The organism is Halobacteriovoraceae bacterium, from assembly GCA_020635115.1.
Classification (GTDB): Bacteria; Bdellovibrionota; Bacteriovoracia; order Bacteriovoracales; family Bacteriovoracaceae; genus JACKAK01.
Genome location: JACKAK010000004.1, coordinates 196,483 through 212,177, shown reverse-complemented (window position 1 = coordinate 212,177; position 15,695 = coordinate 196,483). Strand labels below are relative to the sequence as shown.

Sequence of the window (15,695 nt, the reverse complement as noted above, 5' to 3'; positions counted from 1 at the left end):
GTCTGTTTAAGTGTTCTTTTAGAGAGTGAGCAAAATTAGAAGATTAACGCTCCGAGCGTCATGGAAAAAATTGAAATGCCTAAAATAAACATGAGTATAATGATGATGATAGGCGAAACCAAGACGATTAAAGATTGAATGGGTGACATTCCAAGATTATGTCTTAGACCTTGAAATATAATGACAATATTTCCTAGGACTTTGAAAACAGGCCCAAAGACAGGGAAGAGATAAAAAGCAAAACTACTCATCCCCCCGTAGACAATTTCTTTAGCAGACTCTTCGACTTCTTCTTCGTTATTATTAAATAGCCCTGCAAAAAAAGTTATAATGACAACATAAAGCTTGGTCCATGCCCAAAGAAAGAATGGAAAGAAGACGACTTTGGCCATTAGAGAAATAAGTCCAAATTTTTGGGTTTGAACACCAATTGTATAAAGTATATCACTTTCTTCTGATAGCAATTCGATTGCTGAAAATCCAATTTGAATCCCAAAAATCTCATAGATAGCACCAATTATTATAAAAACCCATGAGATTAAGCAGGCCTCTACAAAATTTAAAGGTGTATATTGTTGGACAAGATCTTCTTCTGCTGCGACTTCATTTAGGCGATCTAGGCGTACTCTTTTGTTATGAGTAGCAGTTTTTATTGGATGAAGTATAACCATAAAATAATTGATAAATAGTTCTTTAATCACTGTATATAATCCTCTTTTTTTAAAGGAAGTGGCGACTTAGGCCCTACAAAATAATGAAGTCCTATATTGTACTTCTTGTTATGTATTATAATCTCATTATCTGAAAACTTGAATAGGAGAAGTTCATCATCAATCTGTAGACCCATGGAATCTTTCCAATGAGTAACACTTAGAGGGCGAACAAAATCGGCAGGATTCATTAAAAGGGCAAAAAGTGCTCGAAAACTCTCAACATTGACATTATAGGCCTTAACTAGAGATTTCACAGTAAAATGGTCTGAAAAAGGAATCGAAAAAGGAAACTTTTTATCTGAAAAGATGAGTTCAAATTTATTTTGTGATGTTTTTGTAAAAAAATTATTTCTTAGAGGTCTTCGATCCCAAAAGGTTTGATAATGAACGGTGAGGACAGGGGTTAATTTTGGATCAATTTCATATAGAGTTTTATTATTTCTTAAAAGGACAAATTGAGAACTTCTTTTATTATAAACTTCAAAAATATCAAGCAATATTTCTTTTTGCCCACTAAGTAAGTGAAGAGTTCTGACATGTTTTGACAATAGATTTTTATTAGGATTATATATTATCATTTCAGCTTTTAAGTCATAAAGTTGATTTAAATAGTTATCATAAATTTCAATATTGTAGTTAACTCCTTTAAAAGGAGCTGGCGAAGTTGTTTTATTTTTGAAGTCAATTTCTTCCTTCATTTTCCCTTCAGCTTGAGAGATGATCTTGTCAACTTTGAATCCTTGAAGAGAATCAGCTATTTTGAAAAGTGTTTTTTCAAGAAAATAATCTGCTTCTACATTGATAGAGCTTAAAAAATGATTGTATTGGTGAGAAGTTGATTCTTCTTGATTCTCTTGATAAATGTCATCAAGATCCTTTTGGTATTTAGCAAGAAAATATTTTTTTCCCTTTGATGTTTTTACTTCTACATAAAAGCTTCGATCATGTATAAGTTTCTTCCCAATCATAAATTCCAGATAGTTTTTTTCGAAATCAAATCGTATTTTTGAAGGATTTTTGTTGAAAAAAGAATAGTAGTTATCTTCTATGGTTTTTGTAGAAATTTCTCTTTCAACTTCAATGAGGGTGAGATCTGTAAAAAACATTTTTACTTTTTTTTCATCAGCAAGTTGTCCATTAATATAGGGAATATCATCTTTGAATTGAAGTTCAAAATTGTCTGTTTTAGCTTTAGTTATCCTACCTAAATTTTTGAAAGAAAGAATCTTAGCAAGTTCTTGTTCATGTGAAATTTTATCTTCTTTTAATATCTTCTCAGAAACAAAAGTAATCAAAAATAGAAATACTAATACTGAGAATAAGATACTGTTTCTTTTCATAGATATTGCTTTCTCTTGTAGATGAATGCGCCTGAGCCAAACATTACTAACGGCAAAAACAAAATTGAAAAGTAAAAAGCAAGATTTTTTTGGTAGTGACTTATAAAAAGAGGTGTGTCAGTTACTCCGGCCCGATCAAATGTGATAGCATAATTTTGATAAGACAGATAGCTCACGCTGTTTAAAAAGAAATCTATATTACGCCCGTGTCCCTGGTATTTATTTTGTAAAAAAGTAGAATTGCCTAATGCTAAAATACTACCCTTTTTCCCTTTAACGTCTTCCCAAATTGCGGCCATGGTTATTGGCCCTTGCGTGTCCTCATCGTTATTAAAAACATATTGATTTTCAAGTAATTCAGTTTGACTTTTTTCTGCCCAACTACTCTCCAAAGAAGATTGTAAAAGAGAAACGAAGCGACCTGTATCACCTTCAGTTTCATTTTTTTCTATCGAAGACACGAATGGAAAAAAAATGGGGCCTTTAAAACCTTCGACAACCAGATGGTTCGCATTTGTTTTTTGAATAATTGGCACAGTACCATTTGAACCTTCTACATGTAGGTTTAGATCTATTACAAAATCATTTGAAATTTTTATCCCTTTATCAAATAACCATTTTCTTAAATTTGGATACTGATCTTTTTTCAAGCTCGGATCTAATGCTATAAGGAGGTTACCTCCATTTTTTTGAAATTTCGAAAGAATTAATCCATCTTCTTCTGAGAGATCATTACGTGGTGCTATTATAATCAGAAGATCATATGATTGTTTAAACACTACACTTAAATCTACAAAATCAAGTACGGCACTTTTATTTTTAAGAAATGGCATCAATTTATCATAACCCTCGGGGCCAGTCTGAGAAAAAACAGTGTTACCAGGAATTTTTCCTTCGTAAATTGCAATTTTTTGTTTTCTGGGATTCAATATTTTTGAAATTGCATTTGTGATATTATATTCGTTTATTGTTTCAACTTTTTCCATTCTCTGTTGCGCTTCAATTATCAAGGATGGAGATTTTGTAATTAGATATTGTTGTAATTTACTTGGATTTAAGTCAACATCAATGTACTCAATTGCAATATCATTTTTAGTAAAGCGATAAATTTCAAATAATTTTTTGTAAGATTCTTGCTCAGTTTGTCGAGCAAACAACTTAAAAGTAATTTCTCCATGAAAAGACTTTAAAATGTTAATACTTTCCTGAGAAAGAGAGTTTCTTGTAAACTCAGAAAAGTCATATTGAATAGGATTTTTAAATGCGAGAAAGTTAACAAGTCCCAGAGAACTTAAAATCAATCCGCCAGATATGATATGAGATATAAATTTCTTAAAGGCCACAGTTTTGTAAATTTTCTCGAAGTCTCTATGATAGATACTTAAATAGATTAAAGTTAAAAAAAGTGATGTTCCTGTAACATATAGACAAAAGTGTAATTCATCTGAAATAATGACCCATACACCAATCACAAGTAAATAACTTAAACAGACAGTTAGAGCTAAAGTATATTTAAGAAAAAGTTTCATCAACAGGCCCTTCTTTCTAGAGAAAATTTTGTTAGACTAAAAAAGAAAAGGAAAAAAGAAATAAAATAAACTATGCCAAAATTATTTAATGTTCCCCTTGAGAGATACTCAAAGTGGTAGGCCGGGGCCAGATATAATCCCATCTGCTGAATGAGAGGGTTTACACTTGTATTTGCTGTAAAAACAAGCATTACAATTGATAGAAGGATACCAATGCTCACAAAAGCTGCAACAATATTATTTTTGGTAAGGGTTGAGGCGAAGACGCCAACACTAATGTAGCACAGACTGCAAAATAATATTCCTAGAAAACTTGTCAAGACAACACCCCAATCAGTGAATCCAGCAAATGCTAGGATAATTGGAAATATCAAACTTGAACTAATCATTAAAAATACGATTAAAAAAGTAGCAATTATTTTTCCTAATATAAGCTCATAGTCTTTCACTCTAGACATAAACAACAAGTCTATAGTTTTTTTACTAATTTCTTCAGAAAAACTATTCATGGTTAACAACGGAACAATAAATAATAATAGAAGATTCATATTTCCATAAATGGGCCTAAGTACTGAGTATGAAACAGATAAATTTGTTATTTCCTTTGAAAGTATTAAATAATTGTAAAACAAAAATCCAATGATAAGGGAAAAAACACCAGTTAAGATAAAAAACATGGGAGACCATAGAAATTCTGAAAATTCTTTACCAACAATTGTTTTGACCCTAAAAAAACTTTTCATAAATTTACACTCGTTTGTTCGCTACGATTTTGAATTTGTTTGCCAAATTCCTGAAAGACTTGTTCTAAATTATTTTTATAATTTTCCATATTTGCAGTTTTTACAACTCTTCCCTTTTCAATAAAAGTAAACTCATTACAGACATTAGCAACTTCATGCAACTGATGACTCGATAATAATATAGTGTGGTCTTTGGCCAAGTTTTGGATCAAATCTCGTACGTGCATAATTGCATAGGGGTCTAGCCCTACTGTTGGTTCATCTAAAATAATGAGTTTAGGCCCATGAGCAATTGCCTGAGCTAGACCTACTCTTTGTTTGAGACCTTTTGACAAATTTCCAATCAACCTCTTACGATGATCGATTAATTGACATTTCTCTAGGGCCTTTTCAAGATTATCTTTAATATTTTGTATATTTTTTAATCTTAATTTAAGTAGGTATTTGATAAAATTTTCAACTCTCATACTTTCATATAATGGGACATCCTCACTCAAAAAACCTATTTTACAAGCAAATTCATTTTGATTATTGCGCAATTGTCCATCGAAATATACTTCACCTTTATCATGACTAGTGAGTCCACATAAAACTCGCATTGTTGTAGATTTTCCAGCGCCATTTGGCCCTAACAATCCATGAATAGAATTTTCCTTTAATTTTAGAGAAATATTGTCTAAAACCAAATTGCGACCGAAGTTCTTAGAAATTTGTTTTAATTCTACAAGTATACGACTCATTGCAAAGTACTCCTTCCTCCAATTCGTCTTAAGTAGGAGAATAATAGCAAATTGTTATAAGTTAAAAAAGCTAAGAGAATGTCAAAATAATCCGAAAAGGTTGTCAATGGAATATCAAAAACGTTTTGTAAATCTGATCAAAAAGGCCAAGAATATTGTGATTTCAACACATATTTTTCCGGATGCTGATGGAATTGGTTCTCAAATCGCTCTGGCCCTAGCTTTGAGACAAAAAGGAAAAGATGTTATATGCGTCAATGAAAGACCACTCCTGGAGAGGTATGAATACCTGGACTCTACTGCTAATATTTTAGGAATTGAAAAATTTTTAAGTTCAGAAAAATATCATAACTGGCCTATAGATCTCCTAATAGTTGTTGACACAAATAGTTTAGGTAGAATTGGAGATCAAGTGCAACAATTAGCAATGCGTTCTAAAAACTTACTCTTTATAGATCACCATCCATGTCCCCCGGCCCTCGCAGCTCTTCATTGTATTGATACAAATATGTCTGCAACGGGTGAGCTTGTAGGAGTTCTCATTAAAGAACTCAATGTGGAAATTACAAAAGATATGGCGCTCCCACTTTATACATCTATATTAATAGATACAAGTAGTTTTAGGTATCCTACTGTCACAGGGCATACTCATAAAATTATTGGACAATTATTAGACACAGGAATACGTCCGCAATTGGCCTATAATAAAATTTATGGTGCAAAAAAAATTTCTCACATGCAATTGCTTGGAAAAATACTTAACTCTGCACAATCAACTAAAAATGGTGAAATTGCTTGGATAGTCATTAAAGAAAAAGAACTAGAGTCTTTTAAAGTAGACCCTGAGGATACTCACGCTTTTGTCAATCATCTACTAATATTAGACAACATCAAGGTTGCGTGTATGTTTAGAGAAATGGGGGATTTGGTGAAAGTAAGTTTTCGTTCACTGGGAACAACAGATGTTGGAATTATTGCTCAGGCCCTAGGAGGTGGCGGCCATAATCATTCTGCTGCAACCTTAATAGAAGGGCAAATACATCTGATTGTTAAGGAAACCATTTCCAAAGTCCAAATTATTCTCGAACAATTAAAAAAATTTTAGTTTAATTTTTGTATGTAAATCATTTATCATATTGTGAGAGGTATGTATGCGTTTGTTATATGCTGAAGATGATGAGGATTTAAGAACCTTATATTCACTTATTTTAAAAAGTTATTATCAGGATATGGATATTACTTATTGCTCTGATGGGCAAGAGGCCATCAATAAACTGAAAGTTTCTCAAAACTATGATCTCATCATATCTGATTATGATATGCCTGTTGCAAATGGAGGTTTAATATACAAATTTCTGATTGATAGCGATCTTAAAATCCCTTATTTATTACTCACTGGCAGGCAAATTGATAATGACCCTTATCTAAAGAATTTTACAGATGATAAAGAAAGAAGAAATGTCTATCTCACAAAGCCAATAAAAAAAGATCAACTTATTATTGAAATAGATTTAATTTTAAATAGATCTAATTCTCACAAAGAACCTACTAATTTGAACTCTGATACATATGAAAGATGGAGTGAAGTATCTGTAGACACTGTCTTGAAATCAAATAATGTTCCATGTGATGTGTATATTAGAATTAATTCCGAAAAATTTATTAAAATAATTGATGCCAATACAATGTATGCTTCAGAAATTGTATTGAAATATAAAAATAAAGGAGCTCGAACACTTTTTATTAAAAGAGAAAATTTGTTAGATTTTGTAGATAATATTTCAAGGGATGTTTTAAAAATTCTTGAAGTTAGAGAAGGACTTGATGATACACAAAATGTACAAAATGCTAATTTGGGACTTTCGACGTTGAAAGAAAATCTATTAAGTTGTGGTCTATCTAAGAGTTCTATTGATTTAGCTCAAGAGTGCATTGATATAAGTCTTGAGTTAGTCAAAAAAAATGAAAATATTTTGAATAAAGTTGCAAAAATACTTGATAAAGAAGACTACTTATCTAATCACGTTCATTTAATTAATTTTGTTACGACGGGGATAATTGAAAAATTAGACTGGACGACAGAGTCCACTGCAACAAAACTGATATTAGCTTCCATTTTACACGATATCACCTTAGATACTATGGATGCGGCCAAAGTCCAAAATTTCAGTGAAAAAGGTTTTAAATTTCTCAACGATTCAGAACAAACGAGTATAAAGCGTCATCCTATAGATGCTGCAAACATTGTTAAAAATTTTGAATCTTTTCCGCCTGGGATTGACTCTATCATTATGCAACATCATGAACGACCAGATGGTACAGGCTTTCCAAAAGGACTCAATTCTAAGCAAATTCAGCCTTTGGCCTGTGTTTTTATTGTTGCAGAAGAGTTTGTCAATAGGGCCTATCGCTCGAAGTTTGAGGATAAGGAACTCTTAAAAAAGATTATAGTTGACATGAAAAAGAGTTGTTTCAATGAAGGCAATTTTAAAAGACCTTATGAGGCCATTTCAAAACTTTTTAAAGTAGATCATTGATTATTGTTGCTGATAATTTCTTCAAGAACCTGTCTAGTTTTTTCATCAAATACGTTTGCACCTGGTCTATTTAGCCTAATCACGTCTTTTATTTTTGAATAGGTAGTTGAATCACTTGGATCATTTAATCCAATATCGCTTTTGATTGCTTCACCTTGAGCATTGACGATTTTTGGTACTTCAACTTTATTGTTATCCACCTCACGAATAGACTCATCTTGTACTTTTTTAAGTTTAGCAGCTTCAGATAATTCGACTTTAGCTGCTTGATCTTGTTGCATTTGAGCTATACGATTTCTAATTTGGGTATCTGTTTGTGGTTTTCTATGACTAGAATAAACTGAAATTTCAGGTTTTTCAGCCTTCTCTTGGGCCAGCTGCTCATTTTTATTTTGTCTTTTTAATTTATCTTGAATCAGGCCATTTTGGTTTCCGAAGATTTTCATGTCTTCATTATATAATTTCGCTAGATAAAAATAACCTGTGTAATTTATGCCTAAGGTTAAGACAAATGACTGATTTTTTTAATTGATATTTTCAAATATCATCTCTGTCTCAATACTTCCATGATTAAGTTGGCACTTCTATTTGTCTATCTGAGTCTAGGAATTGGCACTAAAATATCTAAAAATAGAAATTTAGTTTACAATAAACCCTTTTATATCGTTCATTTGGAGCTAGATTATGATAAATCTTATTCATATGAGCTAAAAATATTCCTGACTAATTTAATCTAATGTTATTTTAATAATCGCCGAAAGGTCCATTATAAAAGGACATAGCGAGTTTCACAGCATGTAGGCCCGATCTGAACGTATGTACATAAACTCGTCCCTTTTCAAAAAAAAAGGAGAAGAGCATGAATTATGTTAATTTATTAAAACCAAAATGGTTAATTACAATGTTCACAATAACCTCACTAGGTCTATTTAGTGTTGGATGTGGAGGAGATGGAGGTTCACATCGAAATTTTACCATTCCAGGTGTTAATGGCCCAACTATTCATTTGCAACAAGATAAGATTCTTATCAGTATGGTCATGGAGAAGATTCAAGTCGATGGAGGACTAAGGTATTCAATTCCCAAATACCCGAACTCATCAATTGAGCTAGGCCCTGATTTCCAATCAGATGGAACCTTATTATCTTTTTCAATCGATCTAGATGATGTCTTCAGTGGTAATGCAAATCAATTAGACCCCCAAGCACTTCCTGGAGGTAGGGCCATTCCTGGAGTAGCATCTGGACAATTACCCGCGGTAGCATTTACCATTGAAAAGTTTGAAAATGTATCTATCTATCTAGGACCAAAAGTTTTTGCGATATTTATTCCTATAAAAGGAATGAATATGGATAACACCATTCTGACATTTAGGCATTATGTAAATAACACAAGAGTAGGAAACCTATCTCTGGTTGGTGAAGATATCAATGGTGAGAACTCTGGAATTTTCCTCGCACTGGATCTTGGAAAATATAAAAACCAATTGCAAAAAATTGCGAGTACAAGATAAGTTATTTGGAGACACTATTTTTTTAGTGTCTCCTTTAATACTTTTATTTTCCATTTTGAATTTGTTGTTTCGTCATTTTGAATTTCAACAAGAGCAGGTATATCACCTTTCACAAGATCGATATCATTCAAAACATAAAATTTGGTCCCCAAAATGGCCTGTACATTAAAAAGTCCCTGATGAAAATTATGATCGATCATATATTTTAAAAACAAAAGTCTTACAGGTTCATTTTTTGATCCTAGATGATCTAGTTTTTTCATATCTGTAAGTGCTGCTCGAGTCATATAAATTTTTACTGGATAATCTAGTTTTTCAATCATTTTTTTTGAAAATACAAAATCAGACTTAAATCTAGACATATTGACATCTACAAGTTCTAAATTGTTATTTCTTAACTTTTGAGTGGCCCGATAAAATTCAGAACGTCTAGGAGGTTCTGGCAATTTTAAGTCGACAATTTTTTTAGGTGGATCTTTCTTTGGTGGAGGGATATTGACAATTGGAATGACTTTCAAGGGAAGTTTTATTTCTTTTTTAACTTTTTTTACGACTTCCTCTTTTTTCTCTAAGGTTATCACTTTTTCATTTATAGCAAATAAAAAATCTTCTAGGCCTTTGTCATCAAACTTCTTTAGCGCTCCAGCTATAAAAAGTTCTCCTTCTCTTTTTTCTGGATAATTCTTTAAAAGATATTTGTGGATAGATTCCAAGTGAAATTCAAATGGCCCTTCAGTTTGGTAACGCGTTCTAAAAAGCGAACTAAACTCATCCATACAATTTTCTGCATAACCTTCTTCATCGATGACACTCATGGGCCCACTCTCTTTGAGAATTTCAGTAAGGAATGCATAATTATTGAATGCATAAAAATTATCAATTTCGTTGCAGACATAGCTTATATTTGATTTTGCGTCCTCACATGATTTTCCTAATATTTTGTTGATTTCATCAACAGTTTGTCCTGAACAATTCTTGTCAGAACAACTAGATTTAATAATTTCATGGGAAATTTCAAATAATGGATTTATTTGTTCTTTGAGGATATCTTTTAAATTACCGTTAATTGATTGTGGAAATTTTATATACTCTTCTTTGAGAGCATCGCTGGACTTAATTCTCTTTAAGAATTTTTGCATTTCAATATATTTTGGTTGGCAGTTTTTAAATATTTGCTCCCAACTATACTGGCATTGTTTTACATCTTGTTTATAAGTATATCTTAACAATCCATTTGATTTAATAACTAAATGTTGATAGCTAATAAAAATAAGTCTGTAGAGATATCTGATATATTCGAAATGTCTATTAAAAATATCTCTTGGACAATTAAGAAATAACTTAATCCCTTGAAGTTCATAGTCATTTAGTTCTTTGGATTGAGGAAGAACATACTTGAAATAATTATCTAAAAAAAAATGACCCGTAGAAGTTTTTAGCTCTCCTGTATAAGGTAGATATTGATCAGTCAGTTGTTCTTCAAAAACTTGATCTGGTTTCTTCTTTTCACCATTTCCAATTTGATTAAAATAATCTGTTTCATTTGCATTAAGAGCAAGGGATAAGCTGAAAAAAACACATAAACTAATTAGCTTTTTGAATTCCTTAAAATACATGTCTTCATTCTATCAAAAAAAGACTAAGCGTAGGAATATAGGTAATTATGATTAATGCGATAAGTAATAAACCTAAAAAAGGAAGAGATGCCCTATAAAGTTCAGTGACAGGTTTTTTAAACCGAAAACTCGAAATAAATAAATTTATTCCAACGGGTGGAGTTATATAACCTATCTCTAAATTTGTGAGAAAAATGATGGCCAGATGTATTGGGTTCACATCGAATTCCCGAGCGATTGGGACAATTAAAGGCACGACAACAATAATGGCGCTGAAAATATCCATGAGGCTGCCAACAACCAATAGGAAAAGATTTAAAAAAATTAAAAATGAATACTTGTTGTCTAAAAACTTTTTCATGAATTCGAGGGCCATCATTGGAATTTCTTCATCAACTAGATAACTGGTCAATCCAAGAGCGCAACATAAAATAAGCAATATTGCACCTACTAATGACATTGAATCAACGATAATTTTAGGTAAATCTTTTTTTAGACTTAAATCTTTGTAATAAAAGCACTCGATAATAAAAACATAAAAAGCTGTCACGGCCGCTGCTTCAGATGCTGTAGTTAATCCACCATAAATTCCACCGAGTATTCCAATTGGTAACAACAACTCAGGAATGCACGCTTTGAAAGAATTTTGAAATTCTTTCATTGAAAATTTATGTTTAACTTTTTCTGCTTTTCCACCATTTTTGATTGACCACAAAGAAAGGATCACGATCAGCAAAAATCCAGGTGCAAGTCCCGCCAAAAAGAGTTTATCAATATCGACTTTTGCGACAAGCCCGTAGAGAATTATGGGTAAACTTGGAGGAAATAACAAACCTAGCGAACCTGAAGTTGTGATTAGTCCAAGATTAAATTTTTCAGAATATCCCTCATTTTTCAATATCGGAAATAAAAGTCCACCAAGTGCAATAATAGTCACACCTGAAGCACCTGTGAATGCCGTAAAAAAAGCGCAAATTACGAGTGAAACAATCGCTACTCCTCCGGGCATCCAACCTAAGGACGCTTCTGCAAAGCGAAGAAGTCTTTTAGGTGAACCAGATTCGGCCATCATATAGCCAGCAAAAGTAAACAAAGGAATAGTAAGTATTGTTGGTGAAGAAGCAAGTCTATAGATCTCAACAACAATAGCTGTCGTTTGTTCACCTGCAAATGTAAAGGCGGTAAGAGAAAAAAGTGACATGATCACAAACAAAGGAACTCCTATGCCTGCAAAAAATGTAATGCTTAAAAAAACAAGAGTTTGTATCAAATGATTTCCTTTTTAACCTCTAAAGGCCCAAAGGACATTAATAATTGGTTAATAAATCTTAATGTTATGAGAGTGAGGCCAATAGGGATAATACTCACGAAAATAGAACTATGTAATCCCCAAAATACTTCTTTTCCAAACTCTAATTCTATATGATAAAAATCAATAGAAGTTTTATTCAACCAACAAATAGTTAAAATACAAATGAGAGTAATAAATCTTTTCAAGTAGAGCTCACCTTTTGGCCAATTTTTTGTTTCTAAAAATTTAGAAACAATGTCTATTGCAATATGAGTTTTCTTGCCCGTTGCTACTGTCCCTCCGAGAAATGCCGTCAAAAAGACAAGATGTCTTACTAACGGATCAACCCAGAGTAAAGTTATATTAAACCATCTTAAGATGATAGTAAGAACGGTTAGAGAAAGCATAAACGCAACAGAAACAACAAGTCCTACTGTTGAAATCCATTCAATAAAATCGTCCCATTTCTTTATAAAACGCATACCGAATTCTAACTCTCTTTACTTATTTATAAAAGTTGCTTTTGCAATAAATCTAAAGATTTTTTGGAAAATAAATCACCTTCTAATTTTTTAATAACTTCACTCCTAATTTTTTTACCATAAGCAATATCTTTGTCAGATATTTTGATAAATTGTACTCCAGAAGCTTTGATCGCAGCTAATGCGTCTATATTTTCTTGAACAGTTGTACTGTTGATTTGGTCTACATATTTTTTTGCAATCCCTTCAACTATCGATTGATACTTTGTAGGTATTTTACTCCATGCTTTTGAACTTAATAGGAAAGCGCCTGTAGAGTAGGCCAGAGGGTAATCAATTAAAAACTTAACTTTCGATTGCCATTGCATCGCAACAATTCCAAGAGGAGGTCCATAAGCTGCGTGGATAACACCATTCGATAAAGATGAGAGTACATCCGGTAATGTCAGTGGAACAGAAACTAAATTCATACTTGTTAACATACTATTGACTAGTTGATCCCCTTCCCAGGACCAAATTTTTATTCCCTGAAGTCCATCAAGGGTAGTTATTTCCTTTTGTGAAACAAAATACACCATACCTAATTCAATATGGCCAAGGGACTTGAATTCACTCTTTGCAAATCCATCATCGATATGTTTTTCCAGGGCCTTCATTGTTGAGAATGCTTTTTCTCTATCTCTTTCAAAAGTAAAGGGAATTTCTAAAACTCTAGCATCCCCGTAAATTTCACCAAGTGTTTTTCCTGTGAAAACTCCCCCATGTAAATTACTTGTTCTAATTTTTCTTAAAACATCAATTTCATCACCTTGAGATCCACCAAAATAAAATTTTAAATTAACATTTCCCTCTGTCGCATCCTTGATTTCTTTTGACATTTTTTTAAGATTTATCGCCCAAGTCGTTCCCTCTGGAGCAAGAACTCCTACTTTAAGTTTTTCAGCAAAACCTGTTGTTGTAAAAATTAAACATACTAGTATTAATATTTTTTTCATAAAACGGTCCTTTTAAAATAATTCTTTTTCATATTTTTTAAATATTTTGAAACGCTCCAAACCTACCATTTGATAAGCTGCAAGTCTTCTTTCTTTAAACTCAGGAAAGTCATTTTCAATTGGTGACCATTTCCTAAATTTTTCAGAATTGCGAAGTGCGGCCTCCAAATAAAACCTTTGTTCTTTATAGCCTTCTTCATCAGACATGGGAACAATGTAGTATTGAATATAAGCAGCTCTTATTAAAAAATTATCTGGATAATTCTTAATACCCTCTAAAAATAGTTTTTTCCCTTTTTCTGGATCGCCACCTAAGGTTTTGGGCCTTGATGCCTCGAAAGTCGCGTAGAAAATGTCACATGCTCCAAAGTTAATTTTAGGATTTTTTTCACATACCCAATCAAACATCTCTTTAACAGTGGGCAATTGAGCAACAATGCCCATATTTGTCTTTTGCAAATTGATCATACTTCCCAAAGACTGTGCTGCAAATAGAACGATTTCTAAATCTTGTGCTTCATCATCAAGTTCCTTATCAAAAAGCTTTTTCACCCCGCCAGGTTCCTTCCCCGCGGCCACAATGTTTCTATATGAAATATTATGTTCAGAAAAATACATGAGTGCATAATTGAATGCTTTAGTATAATAATGAATTATTCTATCGATTTTTGACTGATCCTCCTCTGCTTTGATTATATTGCTCAAATACTCAGTTTCAAATACCGCAAAAGCAAAGCCAGCATACCCCTTAACAAGAACACTCAGTAGTTTTTCATTCTTTGGGCTCATAGACCATATACTTTCAAATAATTGTAGATTAGAAGGAGTGGCCTGCCTAAAGAACTCAAAATCTCTTTGAAATTCAATGCTGTAAGAAAGATCAAAAAGTAGTGGAGAGGCCATATTTACCGATAATTTATTCATCGTGGAGCAAGATGAAAGGTAAGTTATTGAAAACAATAGGATAAAGAGAGACTTCATAGAAACTCCATTCTTTGAAAATAATACTGTCTGAATATGGTGCAATAATTTTCAAGCATTTACAATCAAGGATATAAATGAATTCATCCTTTTAGATAACTTTTATTGAACTTATACCGATCTGTATGTTATCATGACTGTGTTGTATGAATCTCTATGATTGGAAGTTGTAAACCTACTAAAGGAGAAGCTTATTAAAACATTGAGTTTTCCTGCGACTTTCACCCCAAGAATCTAGCTCTCATGTAGATTTTAGTTGATCGGGGTAACAAAGTTGCAAAGAAACAGATTTTGTTATACTCGTTTCACTAATTTTTAAATGGGAGAATACCATGGAAAAAGAAAAGGTCCTTTGGACAAAGAATGATGAAGTTTCTAGGCTTAAAATGTTAATTCGTGAGAAAAAACTATTTCAAGCGAAAACACCGGTAAGACCTGCAAGTTGCCGACCTGGTCGCTCTGTACTCAAGAAACAAAGTATACGTCCTGCCTCTTTTGTCAAAGGCGAATAGATCTTACAGTCGGATGCTAAGAACTATCTTTAAAGTCTTATTTTCGAGTTTTTAGCTGATTTTGGTAAGTTTCGTAGTATTTGCCTGAATCGAAATCTTTAGGACGTTTCTCTTCTTTTAGAGAGTGTTCTTTATCAATGCCTGGTGGGAAAAATTTCATATATTCATCACCCCATTGAGTTGATTGTTGAATTGTCCACCATCTCTTTTTCCCTGGAATTTCTGTTGTCTCATACTTAAAAGAAGTACAATCACTCGTATCACATTTTTTGACATGTTTATAAATTTCTCCATCAAAACTGCTATCGAGGCCATCAACTTTTATAAGAACAGTATTATCTTCTTCTGGCCCAATTCTTAATATCGTAACCTTATAGTCACCTGATTTATAGCTCTTTGGGTATTTTCCTAGTTCTGGAGCTTGTGCCTGTAGATTTGTGTAGAATATTAACATCGCAAAAATTGATATCAAACTCTTTAAGTTCATTACAGTTCCTTTATAAAATTAAGAACTCTTATTCTACATCAGAAAGCATAGGACTGGTCAATATTTATAACTTGTTTTTATTTATTAAAAAACAATCCAAAAAAGGATATGCGCATTATTGTATCTAGAAAATAAATTCTATTTTATTTTTTGTGTATGTTGATTAAAATAATTATGTCGTTTGAATATATTTAAACAAGCTTAAAAGGAGACCAA

Annotated in this window: 16 protein-coding genes; 4 read left to right on the top strand and 12 right to left on the bottom strand. The window is 32.3% G+C overall.

The window, feature by feature from the left end; genetic code table 11:
- Positions 1-35: 35 nt before the first annotated feature.
- From H6622_07475 to H6622_07455, 5 genes are read right to left on the bottom strand one after another with little or no spacing between them, the layout of a single operon-like run.
- Positions 36-701, bottom strand: coding sequence for a hypothetical protein (locus H6622_07475; protein MCB9061345.1), 666 nt, complete (start codon positions 699-701; stop codon positions 36-38).
- Entirely contained in the window at positions 698-2,053 is a 1,356-nt protein-coding gene (locus tag H6622_07470) for a hypothetical protein (protein MCB9061344.1), read from the bottom strand. The genes H6622_07475 and H6622_07470 overlap by 4 nt, the downstream gene beginning before the upstream one ends.
- A complete protein-coding gene (locus H6622_07465; GenBank protein ID MCB9061343.1) occupies positions 2,050-3,582 on the bottom strand; it encodes a Gldg family protein in 1,533 nt (510 codons plus the stop codon). Before H6622_07465 ends, H6622_07470 begins: the two co-directional genes overlap by 4 nt.
- A complete protein-coding gene (locus H6622_07460; GenBank protein MCB9061342.1) occupies positions 3,582-4,325 on the bottom strand; it encodes an ABC transporter permease subunit in 744 nt (247 codons plus the stop codon). The genes H6622_07465 and H6622_07460 overlap by 1 nt, the downstream gene beginning before the upstream one ends.
- Positions 4,322-5,065, bottom strand: coding sequence for an ABC transporter ATP-binding protein (locus H6622_07455; GenBank protein MCB9061341.1), 744 nt, complete (start codon positions 5,063-5,065; stop codon positions 4,322-4,324). The genes H6622_07460 and H6622_07455 overlap by 4 nt, the downstream gene beginning before the upstream one ends.
- Before the next feature lie 106 nt (positions 5,066-5,171).
- On the opposite strand from H6622_07455, the gene H6622_07450 reads away from it, so the two are divergent.
- A complete protein-coding gene (locus tag H6622_07450; GenBank protein ID MCB9061340.1) occupies positions 5,172-6,170 on the top strand; it encodes a bifunctional oligoribonuclease/PAP phosphatase NrnA in 999 nt (332 codons plus the stop codon).
- 46 nt (positions 6,171-6,216) lie between these two features.
- Positions 6,217-7,602 (top strand): response regulator, encoded by a 1,386-nt coding sequence (locus tag H6622_07445; protein MCB9061339.1) that lies wholly within the window; start codon positions 6,217-6,219, stop codon positions 7,600-7,602.
- Here H6622_07445 and H6622_07440 read toward each other — a convergent pair.
- Positions 7,596-8,048 (bottom strand): hypothetical protein, encoded by a 453-nt coding sequence (locus tag H6622_07440; protein MCB9061338.1) that lies wholly within the window; start codon positions 8,046-8,048, stop codon positions 7,596-7,598. The genes H6622_07445 and H6622_07440 overlap by 7 nt on opposite strands.
- 413 nt (positions 8,049-8,461) lie before the next feature.
- On the opposite strand from H6622_07440, the gene H6622_07435 reads away from it, so the two are divergent.
- On the top strand, positions 8,462-9,115 hold the full coding sequence (locus tag H6622_07435) for a hypothetical protein (GenBank protein ID MCB9061337.1): 654 nt from the start codon (positions 8,462-8,464) through the stop codon (positions 9,113-9,115).
- 14 nt (positions 9,116-9,129) lie between these two features.
- Here H6622_07435 and H6622_07430 read toward each other — a convergent pair whose 3' ends face one another.
- From H6622_07430 to H6622_07410, 5 genes are read right to left on the bottom strand one after another with little or no spacing between them, the layout of a single operon-like run.
- Positions 9,130-10,731: a hypothetical protein gene (locus tag H6622_07430; protein MCB9061336.1), complete on the bottom strand. Its 1,602-nt coding sequence runs from the start codon at positions 10,729-10,731 to the stop codon at positions 9,130-9,132.
- 4 nt (positions 10,732-10,735) lie between these two features.
- Positions 10,736-12,001, bottom strand: a complete 1,266-nt coding sequence (locus H6622_07425; GenBank protein ID MCB9061335.1) for a TRAP transporter large permease subunit — start codon at positions 11,999-12,001, stop codon at positions 10,736-10,738.
- Positions 11,998-12,504: a TRAP transporter small permease subunit gene (locus tag H6622_07420; GenBank protein ID MCB9061334.1), complete on the bottom strand. Its 507-nt coding sequence runs from the start codon at positions 12,502-12,504 to the stop codon at positions 11,998-12,000. Before H6622_07420 ends, H6622_07425 begins: the two co-directional genes overlap by 4 nt.
- A 26-nt stretch (positions 12,505-12,530) precedes the next feature.
- Positions 12,531-13,499, bottom strand: a complete 969-nt coding sequence (gene dctP, locus H6622_07415; GenBank protein MCB9061333.1) for a TRAP transporter substrate-binding protein DctP — start codon at positions 13,497-13,499, stop codon at positions 12,531-12,533.
- Between the two features lie 12 nt (positions 13,500-13,511).
- The gene (locus H6622_07410) at positions 13,512-14,480 is read right to left on the bottom strand and encodes a hypothetical protein (GenBank protein ID MCB9061332.1); all 969 of its coding nucleotides are present in this window, start codon (positions 14,478-14,480) and stop codon (positions 13,512-13,514) included.
- A gap of 332 nt (positions 14,481-14,812) precedes the next feature.
- Here H6622_07410 and H6622_07405 point away from each other — a divergent pair, with 332 nt between their 5' ends.
- Positions 14,813-14,992 carry a hypothetical protein gene (locus H6622_07405; protein ID MCB9061331.1) on the top strand — a complete coding sequence of 60 codons (180 nt, stop codon included), beginning with the start codon at positions 14,813-14,815 and terminating at the stop codon, positions 14,990-14,992.
- Positions 14,993-15,029: 37 nt separating this feature from the next.
- On the opposite strand, the gene H6622_07400 is transcribed toward H6622_07405, so the two are convergent.
- Positions 15,030-15,479 (bottom strand): hypothetical protein, encoded by a 450-nt coding sequence (locus H6622_07400; GenBank protein ID MCB9061330.1) that lies wholly within the window; start codon positions 15,477-15,479, stop codon positions 15,030-15,032.
- Between the last annotated feature and the right edge of the window lie 216 nt (positions 15,480-15,695).

Excerpts from the sequence above, each read along its gene's own strand:
- H6622_07405 (MCB9061331.1), top strand. The coding sequence starts at position 14,813 with ATGGAAAAAGAAAAGGTCCTTTGGACAAAGAATGATGAAGTTTCTAGG.
- H6622_07420 (MCB9061334.1), bottom strand. The coding sequence starts at position 12,504 with ATGCGTTTTATAAAGAAATGGGACGATTTTATTGAATGGATTTCAACA.
- H6622_07450 (MCB9061340.1), top strand. The coding sequence starts at position 5,172 with ATGGAATATCAAAAACGTTTTGTAAATCTGATCAAAAAGGCCAAGAAT.
- H6622_07455 (MCB9061341.1), bottom strand. The coding sequence starts at position 5,065 with ATGAGTCGTATACTTGTAGAATTAAAACAAATTTCTAAGAACTTCGGT.
- H6622_07470 (MCB9061344.1), bottom strand. The coding sequence starts at position 2,053 with ATGAAAAGAAACAGTATCTTATTCTCAGTATTAGTATTTCTATTTTTG.
- H6622_07465 (MCB9061343.1), bottom strand. The coding sequence starts at position 3,582 with ATGAAACTTTTTCTTAAATATACTTTAGCTCTAACTGTCTGTTTAAGT.
- H6622_07445 (MCB9061339.1), top strand. The coding sequence starts at position 6,217 with ATGCGTTTGTTATATGCTGAAGATGATGAGGATTTAAGAACCTTATAT.
- dctP (MCB9061333.1), bottom strand. The coding sequence starts at position 13,499 with ATGAAAAAAATATTAATACTAGTATGTTTAATTTTTACAACAACAGGT.
- H6622_07460 (MCB9061342.1), bottom strand. The coding sequence starts at position 4,325 with ATGAAAAGTTTTTTTAGGGTCAAAACAATTGTTGGTAAAGAATTTTCA.
- H6622_07410 (MCB9061332.1), bottom strand. The coding sequence starts at position 14,480 with ATGAAGTCTCTCTTTATCCTATTGTTTTCAATAACTTACCTTTCATCT.
- H6622_07400 (MCB9061330.1), bottom strand. The coding sequence starts at position 15,479 with ATGAACTTAAAGAGTTTGATATCAATTTTTGCGATGTTAATATTCTAC.
- H6622_07430 (MCB9061336.1), bottom strand. The coding sequence starts at position 10,731 with ATGTATTTTAAGGAATTCAAAAAGCTAATTAGTTTATGTGTTTTTTTC.
- H6622_07440 (MCB9061338.1), bottom strand. The coding sequence starts at position 8,048 with ATGAAAATCTTCGGAAACCAAAATGGCCTGATTCAAGATAAATTAAAA.
- H6622_07435 (MCB9061337.1), top strand. The coding sequence starts at position 8,462 with ATGAATTATGTTAATTTATTAAAACCAAAATGGTTAATTACAATGTTC.